Genomic DNA, 15,519 nt, shown 5'->3' on the forward strand with positions numbered 1-15,519 from the left:
ATCACTCTCCACAGGCCGGAAGATTGTTGATTTGCGCGGGTAGCGTTTCAGCATACAGCCCGGCCCGTTTTACGGCGTTCACCACCGCGCGCGGCGTGATGGTCGCGCCCGTGAACTGGTCAAACTCGCCGCCGTCTTTTTTCACCGCAAACGCGGTGTCATCTTCGCCATGAATCACTTTACCAGCGAAAGCTAAAATCCAGTTGCTCAGACGGGTTTCAATTTTATCGCCCAGGCCCGGCGTTTCATGATGTTGCGTCACGCGGGTGCCCAGTATGGTACCGGAGAAATCGCTGCCGACGAGCAGCTGAATGGCGCCGGAATAGCCGTCGGGCGCCGTCGCCTCCATTACCGCGCCGACCGGTTTATCCCCTTTGCGGGCGATAAACAGGCGGTGTGGGCCTTTTCCAAGCTGCGGCGCGTCTACCACGAAGCAGCTCTTTTGCAGGTCATTATCGTAAAAATCCGACGGGATCACCTGATCGAACAGCGCTTTTTGCTGCTTCACCGCCTGTTCATCAATGGTCGATTTGGTCAGCTCATTCACCAGCGCCGTCATTCCGGTGAGTACGGCGGCGAAAACGGCCAGCGTGACGCCATGTTTTTGCATTGTTTTCAGCATCGCGACACCCTTAACGATGGCCGTACACGCGCGGGCGCGTGTAATAGTCGATGAGTGGAACGGTGATGTTGGCGAGCAGGACGGCAAACGCCACCCCGTCCGGATAACCGCCAAAGCTACGGATGAGCCAGACCAGCAGTCCTGCCAGCGCACCGAAGATTAAGCGGCCACGGTTAGTCGTAGACGCCGTCACCGGATCGGTCAGGATAAAGAACGCGCCCAGCATCGTTGCACCGGAGAGCAAATGCATCTGCGGGCTGGCCAGCGACTCAGGGGAGAAGACCCAGCCAAGGGTGGCACAAACCGCCAGCGTCACGAGGAAGCTGACCGGAATATGCCAGCGGATGGCCTTCTGCTGCAGCAGGAACAGGCCACCCAGCAGATACGCCAGGTTAACCCACTGCCAGCCTGCGCCCGCGAGCATACCGCTGTAGATGGCGGATTTCATGATTTGCTCGACGCTGTGCCCGGCATGCAGGGACGTTTTGAACGTATCGAGCGGCGTCGCCTGGCTGATGCCGTCCACGCCCATACGCAGCGCGTTCATATCCGCGCCGAGCGCCGTATGGCCGGTAAAGATCACGTGCAGGGCATCCATAAAGCCTGGCACCGTGGCGGCAATGTCATGCGGTGGCAGCCAGCTGGTCATCTGTACCGGGAAGGAGATCAGCAGCACCACATAGCCGATCATCGCCGGGTTAAACGGGTTATGGCCGAGCCCGCCATACAGCTGTTTGGCAATAATCACGGCAAAAACGGTACCGAGGACGACCATCCACCACGGGGCAAACGGCGGAATACTGATGGCCAGCAGCAGGCCGGTCAGCAGCGCGGAGTTGTCGGCAAGAATGCGGGAGACCGTCATCTTGCGAAGCTTCAGCACCAGCGCCTCTGCCGCTACGGCGCTGATACAGCCCAGGGCTATCTGGAACAGGGTTCCCCAGCCGAAAAACCAGCACTGAACGGCAATACCCGGCAGCGCGGCCAGGCAAACCAGCATCATAATACGCGATGTCTGACGCTGATTATGGGTGTAAGGGGAACTTGCGATTCTGAAAACCATTTAATCCTCGTTAACGGCTTGCTGTGCGGCTTTCTTCGCCTGAACGCGCGCAATCGCGGCAGCGACGGCGGCCTTGCGCGGGTCATCGTTAGCGGCCTGCGGCTGCTCTTCCTGCTGCGCTGCTTTACGGGCTTTGGCGCGGGCTATCGCCGCTTCAACGGCAGCTTTACGCGGGTCAACCGGTGCTTCTGGTTCTGCTGCAGGTGCCTGCTGCGCCGCTTTACGCGCTTTGGCGCGGGCAATCGCGGCTTCAACAGCGGCTTTACGCGGATCAACCGGTGCTTCTGGTTCTGCTGCAGGTGCCTGCTGCGCTGCTTTACGCGCTTTGGCGCGGGCAATCGCGGCTTCAACAGCGGCTTTACGCGGATCGACCGCGTCCTGTTCAACCATCACCTGCTGATCCCCGGCCTTACGGGCTTTGGCACGGGCAATCGCCGCCTCGACAGCGGCTTTGCGTGGATCGACCTCCCCATCCGGTTGCGCTGTTTGCGCTTTTTCTGCCTGACGTGCGCGAGCCGCAGCCTTGCGTGCTTCACGCGCGGCGATGGCTTCACTGTTGTCAGGCTTCTCACCTGCAGGGATCACCACCGTCTGGGCAGCATTGGCTTTTTTCTCGCGAACGCGTGCCAGGGCGGCGTTAATTGCATCCTGATCTTTTTCGCCAGGCTGGACGGCGGCCTGCTTATGACGCTCCTGACGGGCCGCTTTTTCACGTTCCAGCCGCGCCTGACGTGCTTCAAAGCGCGCTTTGGCTTCTGCTGCACGTTTTTCTTCCATGGAGATGGCATAAATTTCGGCCTTCTCCTGGCGGAAGTATTGCACCAGCGGAATATTGCTTGGGCAGACCCAGGCGCAGGCGCCGCATTCGATGCAGTCGGCCAGGTTATGCGCTTTGGCTTTATCGTGTAGCTGGCCTTTGCTGTACCAGTAAAGCTGCTGCGGGAGCAGATCCGCCGGACAGGCATCGGCACAGGCGCTACAGCGGATGCAGCCTTTCTCTTCCTGCACTTCGCCCATCTCGGTGGAAGAGGGAGCAAGCAGACAGTTCGTGATTTTGACTACCGGGACATCCAGCCATGGCAGGGTAAAGCCCATCAGAGGGCCACCCATGATCACCATCTGATCGGTACCCGGGCAGAATTCAGCCTGCTCCAGCAAATGACGCACCGGCGTACCGAGGCGCGCCCAGACGTTACCCGGACGGGAGACCGATTCGCCAGTCAGCGTCACGACTCGTTCGGTTAACGGCTCGCCGTCAATCACCGCACGTTTCACGGCATAAGCGGTGCCGACGTTTTGCATCAGCACGCCGATATCCGAAGAGCGTCCGCCGTGTGGCACTTGCTTCCCGGTGAGGATTTGCGTCAGCTGTTTTGCGCCGCCAGACGGGTACTTGGTCGGAATGACGCGCAGGGCGATATCATGGCTACCCGCCAGCACGGCGCGCAGCATGGAGATAGCCTGCGGTTTATTGTCTTCGATACCAATCAGCACTTCTCGCGGCTGCAAAATATGCGCGAGGATACGGATGCCTTCCACTACCTGAGCGGCGCAATCCTGCATCAGACGATCGTCGGCGGTGATATACGGCTCGCACTCTGCGGCATTGATAATCAGCGTCTGGATTTTATCGCTACCGCCGCGCAGCTTGACGCCGGTAGGGAAGCCCGCGCCGCCCAGCCCGGCAACGCCGAACTGGTGAATGCGCTCGATAAGCGCTTCGCGGCTCTGGCTGCGATAGTCGCTCCAGCCGTCACGTTCGATCCAGCGATCTTCGCCGTCGGCTTCAATGATCACGCTCAGCTCTGAAAGTGCCGACGGATGCGCCACCGTATGAGGGGCAATCGCGATCACTTTACCGGACGTTGGGGCGTGTACAGGCAGCATACGTCCGCGACCAAAGGTCAGCGGCTGACCGCGAAGGACGGTATCACCTTCTTTTACGCACAGCTCACCTTCCGCGCCGATATGCTGCTTGAGCGGCATGACGTAACGCGTCGCCAGCGGAATCTGGCGCAGCGGCGTGCCGTTAGACTGGGTTTTCATCTCCGGCGGATGAATACCGCCGTCAAAGTCCCAGATCTTCTCTTTTCTGAAAGCAGAAAATAACTTAAGCATGTTGTTCCACAGGAATGTTGCGAACCGGAATGGTTTGAAGATCCCACTTCCAGCTTTCGGTAGTCGCTTCAACCGGGCGCAGCGTAATACATTGCGTCGGGCAGGGGGCTACGCAGAGGTTACAGCCGGTGCACAGATCCGCCACGACGGTATGCATGGCGCGGGTGGCACCAACAATGGCATCAACCGGGCAGGCCTGAATACATTTAGTGCAGCCGATGCAATTTGCCTCGTCGATCACGGCGAGGGCGCGGACCGGCTCCTGCACATCCGCATCGCCATCAACGGGCTGTGGGTCAACGTTAAGCAGGGCCGCAATTTTCAGCATCACCGCTTCGCCGCCGGGCGCACAGCGGTTAATTTTCTCACCCTGAATGCCCACCGCTTCAGCGTAAGGGCGACAGCCAGGGTAGCCGCACTGCCCACACTGGCTTTGCGGCAGAAGCTCATCAATTTTTTCTACAACGGGATCGTCCTCTACCGCGAAACGGCGGGAGGCGTAACCGAGGATAAGGCCAAACGCTAACCCCAGGACGCTAATAGAGGCGATGGCAATCCAGATAGCATTCATTACAACTTCACCAGACCACTGAAGCCCATAAAGGCCAGAGACATTAAACCCGCGGTGACCAGCGCAATCGCGTTACCGCGGAAAGGCGCAGGGATATCCGCAGCGGCCAGACGTTCGCGAATCGAGGCGAACAGGACCATTACGAACGAGAAACCGACGGCGGCGGAAAAACCGTACAGCGCCGACTGCATAAAGTTATGGCCAAGGTTGATGTTCAACAGCGCCACGCCGAGTACCGCGCAGTTTGTGGTGATCAGCGGCAGGAAGATACCGAGCAGGCGATAGAGCGCCGGACTGGTTTTACGCACCACCATTTCGGTAAATTGCACAACAACGGCAATGACCAGAATAAATGCCAGCGTACGGAGGTAGATTAACCCCAGCGGAATGAGGATCCAGGTATCAATCAACCACGCGCAAATCGATGCCATCGTCATGACGAAGGTGGTTGCCAGCCCCATGCCCATCGCCGTTTCCAGTTTTTTGGAAACGCCCATAAACGGGCACAGGCCAAGGAACTTCACCAGAACGAAGTTGTTAACCAGCACAGTGCCGACAAAGAGCAGTAAGTAATCGGTCATTATTTAGCCTGAAATAAAAAAGCCGCCTATTATCGGACAAACCGGGTCAGGCGACAACAGGTTATCTGTAAGGTTATTACGGGTTCACAAAGGTGTTTTTTACCCGCGTCGACCGCTTGAAATAGGGCACCAGCAGCGCCGCGGCCAGTAACGGGAAAAGTAGCTGGCGGACCGCAAGCGCGTCAGACACCGGCGAGAACGCAAACGCCTTGACTGCCAGCAGGACTGAGATTAACAGCCAGATAATATAGTGCTTAGGCACCCCTTTGCGGCGTTTGAAGAAGGCGATGGTCAGCCACAGGGTGTAGTACCACATGCCGATCGCGAAAACGAAGGACACAAACCACATCGCAATATTAAGCACACTTTGCGACATCAGGGTCTGAATAGCGTGAGGGGTGATCAGTGCGGTGGTATAAAGCAGCAGCGCAAGCGATGCGCTTAACAAGGCAACCAGCAGCCATGCCAGTGGGGCGATTAACCAGCCTCCAATGCGTTCTCCAGGCGTTGCGGTCATGAACTCTCCCATAATCTGCGCGAAATGTTGTACAGCCAGTTTGCAGGGCGGAGAGTATATAACATTTCGCGCGGATGGCTACTTTCTTATAAAACGTAACGCCAGACAGACTTAGGCACTTCACCGACGTTGAACAAACGACCGCCGGAGACCAGCTCCGCACGGCGATGATCGGCGGCGCGATACATATTGATGATGTCCTGATTATCCGACAGGGTGTAGTTCAGGTGGTCAAACAGTTTTTCCAGGCTCTCAAGCGAATTGATCTTGCGAAATTTTAATAAATAGTCCTGAACTGTCATATTAATAAGTTTCCATATAAAAGTGAGTAATACCCGTTAAGGTAATTCGTTCGAATAATAAACGGATTAATAAAGACGTAAACAGCCCACTCAGGTAACGCGACGAAATTAGGAGTTTTCTTTGCTGAAATTCAGGCATCAGACGATGCCTGGAAGAGAAGGTTAACCGTGTTCACCTGGGCTGGCAATACGTAACTGACATAATATGTCACTCGTTATTGCAGTAACCGGTTACTTAGGTTGGGCGACTGTGACAGGCTCCGGCGGCTGGTAGTTATCGATGTGGCTGGCAACGCCGAGCAAAATGACCGATACCCCAAGAACAATCCATCCCGCTAATTCAATGATTCGATTAATAATTGATGTCATGACTCGTAATTGTACTTTATCCATAAATACAGGGCGCAAATGTTACAGCGAGGCCTCACCAACGGCAAGCGCTTTGGGAACGGTTCCCTTAAACAAAATCAGAAGGTTAATACTATGTAACGAAAACAACCGCCACAACCTGCTATTTTAAGTCATACGGCACATTATTAATCTGCGCTTATGCCAGGCTTGCCAGTGTGAAATAAGAACGTCATAAAAGAGGACGGCACTATGAGTGATAATATCCGCGTCGGTCTGATAGGTTATGGGTACGCGAGCAAAACGTTTCATGCACCTCTGATAGCCGGAACGCCCGGAATGATGCTGGCAGCAGTATCCAGTAGCGATGCTACCAAAGTCCATGCCGACTGGCCTTCCGTGCCGGTTGTCTCTGAGCCAAAACATCTCTTCAACGATCCGAATATTGATTTAATTGTCATCCCTACACCTAACGACACGCATTTCCCCCTGGCAAAAGCCGCGCTGGAAGCAGGAAAGCACGTCATTGTTGATAAACCTTTCACGGTGACGTTGTCACAGGCGCGTGAACTGGACGCGCTGGCAAAAGGCCTGGGCAGACTGCTTTCCGTTTTTCATAACCGCCGTTGGGACAGCGACTTCCTGACGGTAAAAACGCTACTCAGCGAAGGTACGTTAGGCGAGATCCTCTTTTTTGAATCGCACTTTGACCGTTTTCGCCCGCAGGTAAGAAACCGCTGGCGGGAGCAGGCCGGTCCGGGGAGCGGCATCTGGTACGATTTAGCCCCTCATCTTTTGGACCAGGCTGTCAACCTGTTTGGTCTGCCGGTGAGCATGACGGTCGATCTGGCCCAGCTCAGACCCGGGGCGCAGACGACCGATTACTTCCACGCGGTGTTAAGTTATCCGCAGCGCCGCATCGTGCTGCATGGAACGATGGTCGCGGCCGCGGAATCTGCCCGTTATATCATTCACGGCACGCGGGGAAGCTATGTGAAGTTTGGCCTCGATCCACAGGAAGACCGTCTTAAAAACGGTGAGCGTTTGCCGCAGGAAGACTGGGGCTATGATATGCGCGACGGCGTGGTCACGCGGGTTGAAGGTGAGGAACTGGTTGAGGAAACGTTGCTGACGATGCCGGGCAACTATCCGGCCTATTATGCGGCTATTCGCGATGCGTTGAACGGAACAGGAGAAAATCCGGTTCCGGCCAGCCAGGCGATTCAGATTATGGAGCTGATTGAGCTGGGTATCGAATCTGCCAAACATCGCGCCACGCTCTGTCTGGCATAGGGTTCAGATACTGTAGGCCGGGTAAGGCGCAGCCGCCACCCGGCAAAAAGGCTTACGCGGTTGCCACTTTATTCCGCAGAGCCTGCTTCTCTTCCGGCGTCAGGAACGCAATTTCCAGACCGTTGATCTGCGCCTGACGGATCTGCTCGCGGCTCAGACCCGCCTGCGGTGCGGCGTTATTGTATTCGTGGATGATATCCACGCCCTGTACCGCCGGATCGTCAGTGTTCAGCGAGGCCAGCACGCCGTGTTCCAGGAAGGTTTTCAGCGGGTGCTGCGCGAGCGTTGCCACGGTGCTGGTCTGAATATTGGACGTCAGGCACGATTCAATCCCGATACGCTGTTCTGCGAGGAAATCCATCAGGGCACGGTCTTCTACCGCCTTCACGCCGTGACCGATACGCTCGGCGCCGAGCTCACGAATGGCCTGCCAGATACTTTCCGGACCTGCCGCTTCACCCGCATGAACGGTAATGTGCCAGCCGGCATCGCGTGCGCGGTTGAAGTGAGAGAGGAACAGGCTGCCCGGGAAGCCCAGTTCATCACCGGCGAGATCGACGGCAGTGATGGCATCGCGATGGGCCAGCAGCGCCTCCAGCTCCTGCAGGCAGGCCGCTTCGCCAAACGTACGGCTCATAATACCAATCAGACGGGCCTGGACATCGTAGGTTTCACAGCCCTGGCGGACGCCTTCAATCACGGCTTCCACCACGCCTGCAACGGGCAGGTTGTGGGTCATCGCCATATAGCCCGGCGAGAAGCGCAGCTCAACGTAGTGCAGGCCGTTACGGGCCGCATCTTCAATGTTCTCAAACGCCACGCGGCGGCAGGCATCCAGCGAGGCCAGCATCTTCACGCCCCAGTCGAGTTTGCTCAGGAAGCTGACGAGGTCAGGTTCATTAGAGGTGACCTGAACGTGCGGGATCAATGACTCCAGCGTTTGAGCGGGAAGCGTTAAATTGTACTGGCGGCCAAGATCGAGGATGGTTTGGGCACGAATGTTACCGTCAAGGTGACGATGAATATCAGTTAAAGGCAGGCGTGTATCAATCATGGTCGCACTCTTTTCTGGTTAAAGTGCGCCATATTATAAAAACAAAACGGGGTAAAAAGCTATTTGCGCAAGGGAATATTCCGTTGCGCAAACTGATTACAGGAGCGTGTTAATCCCGGCAATGAGGCGTTTCACCCCTTGTTCCAGCTTGCTGCGCGGGCAGCCTGCGTTCAGGCGCACGAAACCGTTACCTTCGTTTCCGTAGGTATATCCCGGCATGATGGCCACTTTTTGGTGCTCAATCAGTACTTTTTGTAGCGCGCGGTCATCAATATTTAGCGGGCGCAGATCAACCCAGGCCAGATAGGTGGCCTCCGGCGGCTGCCAGTTCAGTTTCGGAAAAGCACTGTTTAATTCCTGCGCGATATACAGCAGATTTTCTTCGAGATAGTGCCTTAGGGCATCCAGCCACGGCGCTCCCTGCTGGTAGGCGGCGATATGCGCCGTCAGTGCCAGTACGGAGGGGGAAGAGAGTCCGTCCCGGCCTTTTAAGGCGCCGAGATAGCCGTTACGACTCTCTTCTTCACCTATCAGGCCGTAAGCGCCCGTCAGCGCCGGAATATTAAAGCTTTTCGAGCCGGAGGTTAGCAGCGCCCATTTGCCGCGCGCCACCTCATTCCACGGCGTGTGACGATGCGCACCCCACACCATGTCCATATGAATTTCATCGCTGATGACCGCAACGTTATGGCGCGCGCACAACTCTGCCATGTGGGTCAATTCTTCGCGGGTCCAGACCTTACCGGTTGGGTTTTGCGGGCTGCACAGGAGCAGGATTCTATTTTCCGGTTTCGCCAGTGCCGCTTCCAGAGCAGCCATATTGCCCAGCCAGCCAGAAGCATGCTTTTCCATCTCAACCGGCACCACATGACGCCCATTGCCTTCAATGGCTTTGTAAAACGCATCGTATGCCGGGGTGTGCACCACCACGCTGTCGCCAGGAGCGGACCAGAGACGAATCAGCTCGGACACCATGTAGATGACGGAAGGGCCATACACGATGGTTTCGGTATCAATGTGGCTGTTAAAGCGCTGGCGGAACCAGTACGCGACGGCGGCGAGAAATTCATCGTTTTTCCAGCGGCTGTAGCCAAACACGCCGTGGTTGATGCGCTGATGCAGCGCGTCAGTAATGCAGGGGGCGGTGGCGAAATCCATATCCGAGATGGTGAAGGGCAGCAGGTCGGGCGCGCCAAAACGGTCGGCGACGTAGTCCCACTGTGTACACCAGGTGCCGTGACGATCCACGACGGTAGAGAAATCAAACATCACGTGAGTCCTTTAAGTAAAACCCCCTCAGAGCGAGGGGGCGGGGCATCAGGCTTCTACTGTTCGCATCAGGGTTGCCAGCTCATCTTTCACCGACTGTACCTGCGGGCCGATAACCACCTGCAAATTGTGCTGATTTAACTGTACCACGCCGATCGCCCGGTTGGCTTTCAGGGCGTTGGTATCCACTTTTGACATATCCGCCACCGACAAACGCAGGCGGGTAATGCAGTTATCCAGCGAGGTAATGTTATCCGCACCGCCCAGCGCCGCCAGAATGGCAGGGGTGTTATAGCCGGATTTGCCCACGGTTCCTGCAACTGCCTGTTCGACGCTGGTGGCTGTTTCAACATCACGGCCTGGCGTTTTCAGGTTGAAGCGGGTAATGGCGAAGCGGAAGATGCCGTAGTACACCGCAAACCAGATGGCCGCCACGACCGGTACCAGATACCACTTGGTGGAAAGACCATGCAGGATACCGAACACCACGAAGTCAATCACGTTGCCGTCGGTATTACCGATAGTGACGCCCAGCACCGCCATGACGGTAAAGCCCAGACCGGTCAGCACGGCGTGGATGAGATACAGCACCGGCGCAACAAACAGGAACAGGAATTCGATAGGCTCAGTGGTCCCGCCGACGACGCAGGCGATCACGCCGGAGATCAGCAGCCCTTTAATTTTATGGCGGTTTTCCGGACGCGCGCAGTGGTACATCGCCAGTGCCGCACCCGGCAGGCCGCCAAGGAAGGCTGGCATTTTACCCTGAGACAGGAAGCGGGTGGCGCTTTCAGAGAAGCCATGAGTGGTCGGGCAGCTCAGCTGCGCCTGGAAGATGGTCAGCGCGCCGCTCACATCGTGACCGCACACCTCCATGGTTCCGCCCGCTTCGGTGAAGCGAATCAGGGCGACCAGGATATGCTGCAGGCCAAACGGCAGCAGCAGACGCTCACCGGTACCGAAGATCATCGGACCAAAATCGCCCGCGCCGTTAATGATGCGGCCAATACCGTTGATGCCCATCGCAAAGACTGGCCAGATCAGCGGAATGATCAAACCAAACAGACCCATCACCACCAGGGTAATAATTGGTACAAAGCGGGTACCGCCGAAGAAGGCCAGGGCATCCGGCAGGCGAATATTGTGGAAGCGCTCGTGCAGCATCCAGATAATCACCCCGGCGATCACCGCGCCGAGGATCCCGGTATCAATCGACTGGATACCAATCACGCTCTGAATGTTATTGGCTTTCAGCACGGCAGCGTCGGTGGTCGGCAGAATGCCTTTCGCGGTCAGCCAGAAGTTAACCGCCAGGTTCATCACTGCGTAACCCACAAAACCGGCAAACGCCGCCACACCTTTGTTCTCGCGCGCCAGGCCCAGCGGGATAGCGATACAGAACATCACAGGCAGGAAGCTAAATGCGAAGGAGCCGACTTTACTCATCCAGATGAAGATTGCCTGCAGTACGGGGGTACCGAGGAACGGGATCAGGGTAATGACGTCTTTACTGCTCAGTGAGCTACCGATCCCGAGCATGATCCCACAGAACGAGAGGAGTGCCACAGGCAGCATAAAGGTTTTACCCAATTGCTGGAAAAACTCCCACAGCGATATTTTTTGTGCTGCTTTCGCCGTCATAAAACGACTCCTTTATTGTTAAAATCAGTTTATCTGCTTCAATGCTGCGAGAAGATAAAACGTTTTATCAAAGTTTAGTGCGCGCTAAATCACATTCTCAGGCTTTGACTGGTAGTATAAAGATAACGTATTGATAAAACGTTTTACCGATCTCATTTCAGGGAGTCACGCCGACACATGGCTGTAGCGAAAAAAATCACCATCAACGATGTCGCGCTGGCGGCGGGGGTCTCCGTCAGTACCGTTTCTCTGGTGCTGAGCGGAAAAGGGCGCATCTCGCCTGCCACCGGGCAGCGAGTTAACGAGGCGGTTGAACAATTAGGCTTTGTGCGTAACCGCCAGGCGTCGGCGCTGCGCGGTGGGCAAAGCGGGGTGATTGGCCTGATTGTCCGGGATCTGACGTCTCCGTTTTATGCAGAATTGACCGCCGGGTTAACCGAGGCGCTTGAAGCGCAGGGGCGGATGGTTTTTCTGCTGCACGGCGGACGCGAAGCCGATCAGCTCCTTTCCCGGCTGGATATGCTGCTCAACCAGGGCGTGGACGGGGTGATCGTCGCCGGGGCGTCGGGCGTGGGTAGCGAACTGTGCGAGCGTGCCGCCGAAAAAGGCGTGCCGCTGGTCTTTGCTTCGCGCGCCAGCTACCTGGACGAAGCGGATACGCTGCGTCCGGATAACATGCAGGCCGCGCAAATGTTGACCGAGCATCTTATTCGTCGCGGTCATCAGCGCATTGCCTGGCTGGGGGGTAAAAGTTCGTCCCTGACCCGCGCCGAACGGGTCGGCGGCTACTGCGCGACGTTGATCAAATACGGTCTGCCGTTCCACAGTGAATGGGTTGTTGAATGTGAATCCAGCCAGAAGAAAGCGGCTGAAGCGATAAATGCGCTGTTGCGAAGCAACCCGACGATCAGCGCCGTGATTTGCTACAACGATGTGATTGCTATGGGGGCCTGGTTTGGCCTGATCCGCGCCGGGCGGCAGAGCGGTGAGGGCGGGGTGGAAACCTTCTTTGGCCACCAGGTCTCGCTGGGGGCGTTCGCCGACGTCGGTGAAAACGCGCTGGATGACCTGCCGATCGTCTGGGCCACCACCCCCGCGCGGGAGATGGGTTATACGCTGGCGGACAGAATCATGCAGCGCATCGAGAATACGGATGTCCAGGCCGGGCACCAGATTGTGGCGGCGCGCCTGGTCACCGTGAAATAAACGCCTCTGCACATCGCCCGGCGGCAACGGCCCCCGATCGTAGGCCGGGTAAGCGTCAGCGCCACCCGGCAATAAAAAACCCCTCATGAGAGGGGTTTTGACGTTTACTGCTGCGGTGCCGCCGGTTCGGCTGGCGCTGCGGGTTCAGCCGGTCCCGGCATCCCCAGCGTCGGCATACCAAACATGCCGACGAAGTCTTCCAGCGGCATTTTGTCGCCGTTGAGCGTAACCTGACCGTTGGTGTACTGCAGGCTGGTGGAGATAGTATTGTTTTCCACCTTCGTGATGCGGAACATCTGGCCCATCGCCGCCAGGCCTTTCACCTGCTGGTTCGCCAGTTTACCGGCGTCTTCGTCGCCGTAGCCTTCCAGCTTCGCAATCTGGGTCATAAACTCGGTTGCCATATCCATCGGGATAGTCAGCTTGCTGTCGAGGGACTTCACGCTGCGATCCACTTCCTGCGCCAGCGTCTGCGGTTCACCCGTTGCGGTTGCCGGATCTTTCAGGAACAGAGACAGGTTGAAGTTGGTTTCGCCTTTGCTGTTTTTCCAGCTCAGAGGTGCAACGGTGATCACCGGCTCGCCTTTCAGCAGGATCGGCAGGTTGTTGAACAGCACCGCCATCGCCTGCTGCTGATACGCTTCCGGGTTCTGTTGCAGGGCGGTATTGGTCAGCAACGCCTGGCTCTCTTTGCTGTATTTCTGGCTAAATTCATGCCACGCCTGGCCGTCGATATTGCCGATCTTCAACGAGAGTTTGCCGGTGCCCAGATCCTGGTTCTGTACCTTCAGGCTTTTCAGCGAGTAGTCCAGCTGGGTGTTGATGCTTTTCCCGTCTTTGGAAACGTCGGATTTGCCGTTGACGTCCATGCCTTCCAGCACGGCCATCTCTTTACCTTCAATCGCGATAGCAATCTTATCAACGGAGAGCGTCTGATCGCCGATACGCTCTTTAAAATCGGTCATACGGCTGTTGCCGTCGGCCTTCAGCTTATTGAAGGTGAGCTGAACTTTTTGGTTGTATTCGTTTACGGCGTTGACCAGGCCGCTTTCCGCTTCACCCGTCAGGGAGAAGACATTGCCATCCCGATCCGCGTCGACTTTGAAATTGCCGCCGCTGAAGGCGACTTTCTCATTCTCTTTCTCATAGTTCAGCGCTTTTAGGGCAATATCGGAACTGGTATCACCGGAGTAGCTGATGCGGGTGTTAATGTCGAAAGGGGATTCATTCTTTGCCAGATCAAACAACGGTTTAGTGACGTCGTTATTCACCAGCACGGTGTGAACTGATGCCATGGACGGTATCAGATTAAACGATTTCAACTGTGCCAGCGGGAGCGGACCGTGGCTGACGACTTCATCCAGCACCACGCTCTGGCCTGGCTTCAGCCAGCCGTTTTCATTACCGGCCATTGGCTTCACCACCAGTTGCATATGGCTGGTGAACACGCCGCGCTGATAGTTCTGATAGCTCAGTTCCAGACCTGCTTCCGGCGCGCTGCGCTTAATCTCTCCATTAGCCTGTGCCACCATCTCAGCCAGACGGCCTTCCAGCTGTTTCCCGGTAAACCAGGAGGCACCCGTCCAGACCACGCCTAACGCTACAATCACTCCAACCGCTACGACCGATTTTTTCATTGCGACTATCCCTAAAATGAAACCAGGCGGTAAAAACCGCCCGGAGATATTAAGCCTGCAACTAGCTTAGCAAGAGTTGTTAAAAAATTCAGTAAGTGCTTAAAGCTTATTGAAAACGCGCGCCAGGCGACCGGTGCCGCTTACGCTAACCGGAGACTCATTCGCTGCAACGAACGCTGACTCACCGGACTTAAGTACCAGACGCTGTTCACCTTTGTGCAGCGTGGCTTCGCCTTCGACACAGAACAGGATTGCTGCACTCTCCTGCGCAATGGTGGTTTCGGTCGGGCTCAGGTCGTGCAGGGAGAAGGCAAAATCGTCCACCGGGATCGGGAAGTCCAGCTCTGCACCTGTTTTGACAGGCTGGGTGAGCAGCTCACCTGCCGGTTTTGCCACAAACTTCACGTTGGCAACCAGCTCAGGAATATCGATATATTTCGGCGTCAGGCCCGCGCGCAGCACGTTATCGGAGTTGGCCATCACCTCCAGCGCCACGCCCTGCAGGTAGGCGTGCGGGGTTTCCGCGAACAGGAACATCGCTTCGCCCGGGTTCAGTTTCACCACGTTCAGCAGCAGGGGAGAGAACAGGCCGCTGTCGTCCGGGTAGAACGCGGAAATCAGACGGATGGTTTCCCACGGTTCACCGTGCTGGCTGTCCAGCGTCGCTTTCAGCACCGCCAGCGCGTGAGATTTCTCTTCACCCTGCATATTCAGCAGGCTGGCAAACAGCTGGCTCAGCGCGTCGGCATTCGGGTTTTCAAGGAAGTGGGCGATAGCCTTGTTAGCACCCGCGACCGGTTGCAGCAGGGAAACGATCTCGGAAAATTCGCGGAATGCGTTCATCGCCAGGAACGGGGTCAGCGCAAAGACCAGTTCCGGCTTGTGATTCGGATCTTTGTAGTTACGCTCGGCAGCGTCTAACGGGATACCCGCCGCGTTCTCTTTCGCAAAGCCGATTTCAGAAGCTTTTTTGTTCGGGTGAACCTGGATGGAGAGCGGCTGGTCGGCACACAGGACTTTAAACAGGAACGGCAGTTCACCGAAGCGCTGAGCAACGTTGTCGCCCAACAGCGCGGATTTATCGGCATCGATCACGTCACGCAGGCTGCGTACCTGGCCGCTGGCGTCTGCAATTTTTGAGCTGCTCTTCGGGTGTGCCCCCATCCACAGCTCTGCCATCGGCAGGTTGTTGGGGTTAGCGATACCGTAGAGATCCGTTAACGCAGTTTTACTTCCCCAGGCGTAGTTTTGCACTGAGTTAATGAGTTTTTGCATTATCAAGCCCTGATTCAATTGT

General features: G+C 56.5%; 15 protein-coding genes. 2 read left to right on the forward strand and 13 right to left on the reverse strand.

Going from position 1 to position 15,519, the window contains the following annotated elements; translation table 11 throughout:
- Nucleotide 1 precedes the first annotated feature (1 nt).
- From rsxG to blr, 8 genes are all read right to left on the reverse strand, one after another.
- Nucleotides 2–622 (reverse strand): electron transport complex subunit RsxG, encoded by a 621-nt coding sequence (gene rsxG / locus ACOTY9_RS00945; protein WP_063667285.1) that lies wholly within the window; start codon nt 620–622, stop codon nt 2–4.
- A gap of 10 nt (nt 623–632) precedes the next feature.
- The gene (rsxD, locus tag ACOTY9_RS00950; RefSeq protein ID WP_023332821.1) at nt 633–1,685 is read right to left on the reverse strand and encodes an electron transport complex subunit RsxD; all 1,053 of its coding nucleotides are present in this window, start codon (nt 1,683–1,685) and stop codon (nt 633–635) included.
- On the reverse strand, nt 1,686–3,803 hold the full coding sequence (rsxC, locus tag ACOTY9_RS00955; protein ID WP_047344992.1) for an electron transport complex subunit RsxC: 2,118 nt from the start codon (nt 3,801–3,803) through the stop codon (nt 1,686–1,688). It abuts the gene before it with no gap.
- Entirely contained in the window at nt 3,796–4,374 is a 579-nt protein-coding gene (gene rsxB, locus ACOTY9_RS00960; protein ID WP_023337191.1) for an electron transport complex subunit RsxB, read from the reverse strand. The genes rsxC and rsxB overlap by 8 nt, the downstream gene beginning before the upstream one ends.
- Entirely contained in the window at nt 4,374–4,955 is a 582-nt protein-coding gene (gene rsxA, locus ACOTY9_RS00965; RefSeq protein WP_014883581.1) for an electron transport complex subunit RsxA, read from the reverse strand. The genes rsxB and rsxA overlap by 1 nt, the downstream gene beginning before the upstream one ends.
- Nucleotides 4,956–5,031: 76 nt before the next feature.
- Nucleotides 5,032–5,472: a DUF2569 domain-containing protein gene (locus tag ACOTY9_RS00970; RefSeq protein WP_014883582.1), complete on the reverse strand. Its 441-nt coding sequence runs from the start codon at nt 5,470–5,472 to the stop codon at nt 5,032–5,034.
- Nucleotides 5,473–5,558: 86 nt separating this feature from the next.
- Nucleotides 5,559–5,774: a transcription modulator YdgT gene (ydgT, locus tag ACOTY9_RS00975; protein ID WP_013096896.1), complete on the reverse strand. Its 216-nt coding sequence runs from the start codon at nt 5,772–5,774 to the stop codon at nt 5,559–5,561.
- Between the two features lie 231 nt (nt 5,775–6,005).
- On the reverse strand, nt 6,006–6,131 hold the full coding sequence (gene blr, locus ACOTY9_RS00980; protein ID WP_168112406.1) for a division septum protein Blr: 126 nt from the start codon (nt 6,129–6,131) through the stop codon (nt 6,006–6,008).
- A gap of 243 nt (nt 6,132–6,374) precedes the next feature.
- Here blr and ACOTY9_RS00985 point away from each other — a divergent pair, with 243 nt between their 5' ends.
- A complete protein-coding gene (locus ACOTY9_RS00985) occupies nt 6,375–7,415 on the forward strand; it encodes an oxidoreductase (RefSeq protein WP_023337193.1) in 1,041 nt (346 codons plus the stop codon).
- Between the two features lie 52 nt (nt 7,416–7,467).
- Here the strand turns inward: ACOTY9_RS00985 and add are convergent, their stop codons facing one another.
- The 3 genes from add to malX form a co-directional block, all read right to left on the reverse strand.
- On the reverse strand, nt 7,468–8,469 hold the full coding sequence (gene add, locus ACOTY9_RS00990) for an adenosine deaminase (RefSeq protein ID WP_023332825.1): 1,002 nt from the start codon (nt 8,467–8,469) through the stop codon (nt 7,468–7,470).
- A gap of 96 nt (nt 8,470–8,565) precedes the next feature.
- Nucleotides 8,566–9,738 carry a MalY/PatB family protein gene (locus ACOTY9_RS00995; RefSeq protein ID WP_348565557.1) on the reverse strand — a complete coding sequence of 391 codons (1,173 nt, stop codon included), beginning with the start codon at nt 9,736–9,738 and terminating at the stop codon, nt 8,566–8,568.
- A 48-nt stretch (nt 9,739–9,786) separates the two neighbouring features.
- Nucleotides 9,787–11,379, reverse strand: a complete 1,593-nt coding sequence (gene malX / locus ACOTY9_RS01000) for a maltose/glucose-specific PTS transporter subunit IIBC (RefSeq protein WP_045269488.1) — start codon at nt 11,377–11,379, stop codon at nt 9,787–9,789.
- A gap of 177 nt (nt 11,380–11,556) precedes the next feature.
- Here malX and ACOTY9_RS01005 point away from each other — a divergent pair, with 177 nt between their 5' ends.
- Nucleotides 11,557–12,585: a Mal regulon transcriptional regulator MalI gene (locus ACOTY9_RS01005; protein WP_014883587.1), complete on the forward strand. Its 1,029-nt coding sequence runs from the start codon at nt 11,557–11,559 to the stop codon at nt 12,583–12,585.
- Nucleotides 12,586–12,689: 104 nt separating this feature from the next.
- Here ACOTY9_RS01005 and ACOTY9_RS01010 read toward each other — a convergent pair whose 3' ends face one another.
- Together ACOTY9_RS01010 and manA are read right to left on the reverse strand one after the other, a co-directional pair.
- A complete protein-coding gene (locus ACOTY9_RS01010; RefSeq protein ID WP_050862541.1) occupies nt 12,690–14,222 on the reverse strand; it encodes a YdgA family protein in 1,533 nt (510 codons plus the stop codon).
- Between the two features lie 99 nt (nt 14,223–14,321).
- On the reverse strand, nt 14,322–15,497 hold the full coding sequence (gene manA / locus ACOTY9_RS01015; RefSeq protein WP_348565556.1) for a mannose-6-phosphate isomerase: 1,176 nt from the start codon (nt 15,495–15,497) through the stop codon (nt 14,322–14,324).
- Nucleotides 15,498–15,519: the final 22 nt, after the last annotated feature.

Source organism: Enterobacter cloacae complex sp. SHL012 (genome assembly GCF_049237505.1).
Taxonomy (GTDB): domain Bacteria; phylum Pseudomonadota; class Gammaproteobacteria; order Enterobacterales; family Enterobacteriaceae; genus Enterobacter; species Enterobacter kobei.

Excerpts from the sequence above, each read along its gene's own strand:
- rsxC (WP_047344992.1), bottom strand. The coding sequence starts at position 3,803 with ATGCTTAAGTTATTTTCTGCTTTCAGAAAAGAGAAGATCTGGGACTTT.
- ACOTY9_RS00985 (WP_023337193.1), top strand. The coding sequence starts at position 6,375 with ATGAGTGATAATATCCGCGTCGGTCTGATAGGTTATGGGTACGCGAGC.
- ydgT (WP_013096896.1), bottom strand. The coding sequence starts at position 5,774 with ATGACAGTTCAGGACTATTTATTAAAATTTCGCAAGATCAATTCGCTT.
- ACOTY9_RS01005 (WP_014883587.1), top strand. The coding sequence starts at position 11,557 with ATGGCTGTAGCGAAAAAAATCACCATCAACGATGTCGCGCTGGCGGCG.
- add (WP_023332825.1), bottom strand. The coding sequence starts at position 8,469 with ATGATTGATACACGCCTGCCTTTAACTGATATTCATCGTCACCTTGAC.
- ACOTY9_RS00995 (WP_348565557.1), bottom strand. The coding sequence starts at position 9,738 with ATGTTTGATTTCTCTACCGTCGTGGATCGTCACGGCACCTGGTGTACA.
- rsxG (WP_063667285.1), bottom strand. The coding sequence starts at position 622 with ATGCTGAAAACAATGCAAAAACATGGCGTCACGCTGGCCGTTTTCGCC.
- rsxB (WP_023337191.1), bottom strand. The coding sequence starts at position 4,374 with ATGAATGCTATCTGGATTGCCATCGCCTCTATTAGCGTCCTGGGGTTA.
- rsxD (WP_023332821.1), bottom strand. The coding sequence starts at position 1,685 with ATGGTTTTCAGAATCGCAAGTTCCCCTTACACCCATAATCAGCGTCAG.
- ACOTY9_RS00970 (WP_014883582.1), bottom strand. The coding sequence starts at position 5,472 with ATGACCGCAACGCCTGGAGAACGCATTGGAGGCTGGTTAATCGCCCCA.
- ACOTY9_RS01010 (WP_050862541.1), bottom strand. The coding sequence starts at position 14,222 with ATGAAAAAATCGGTCGTAGCGGTTGGAGTGATTGTAGCGTTAGGCGTG.
- malX (WP_045269488.1), bottom strand. The coding sequence starts at position 11,379 with ATGACGGCGAAAGCAGCACAAAAAATATCGCTGTGGGAGTTTTTCCAG.
- rsxA (WP_014883581.1), bottom strand. The coding sequence starts at position 4,955 with ATGACCGATTACTTACTGCTCTTTGTCGGCACTGTGCTGGTTAACAAC.
- manA (WP_348565556.1), bottom strand. The coding sequence starts at position 15,497 with ATGCAAAAACTCATTAACTCAGTGCAAAACTACGCCTGGGGAAGTAAA.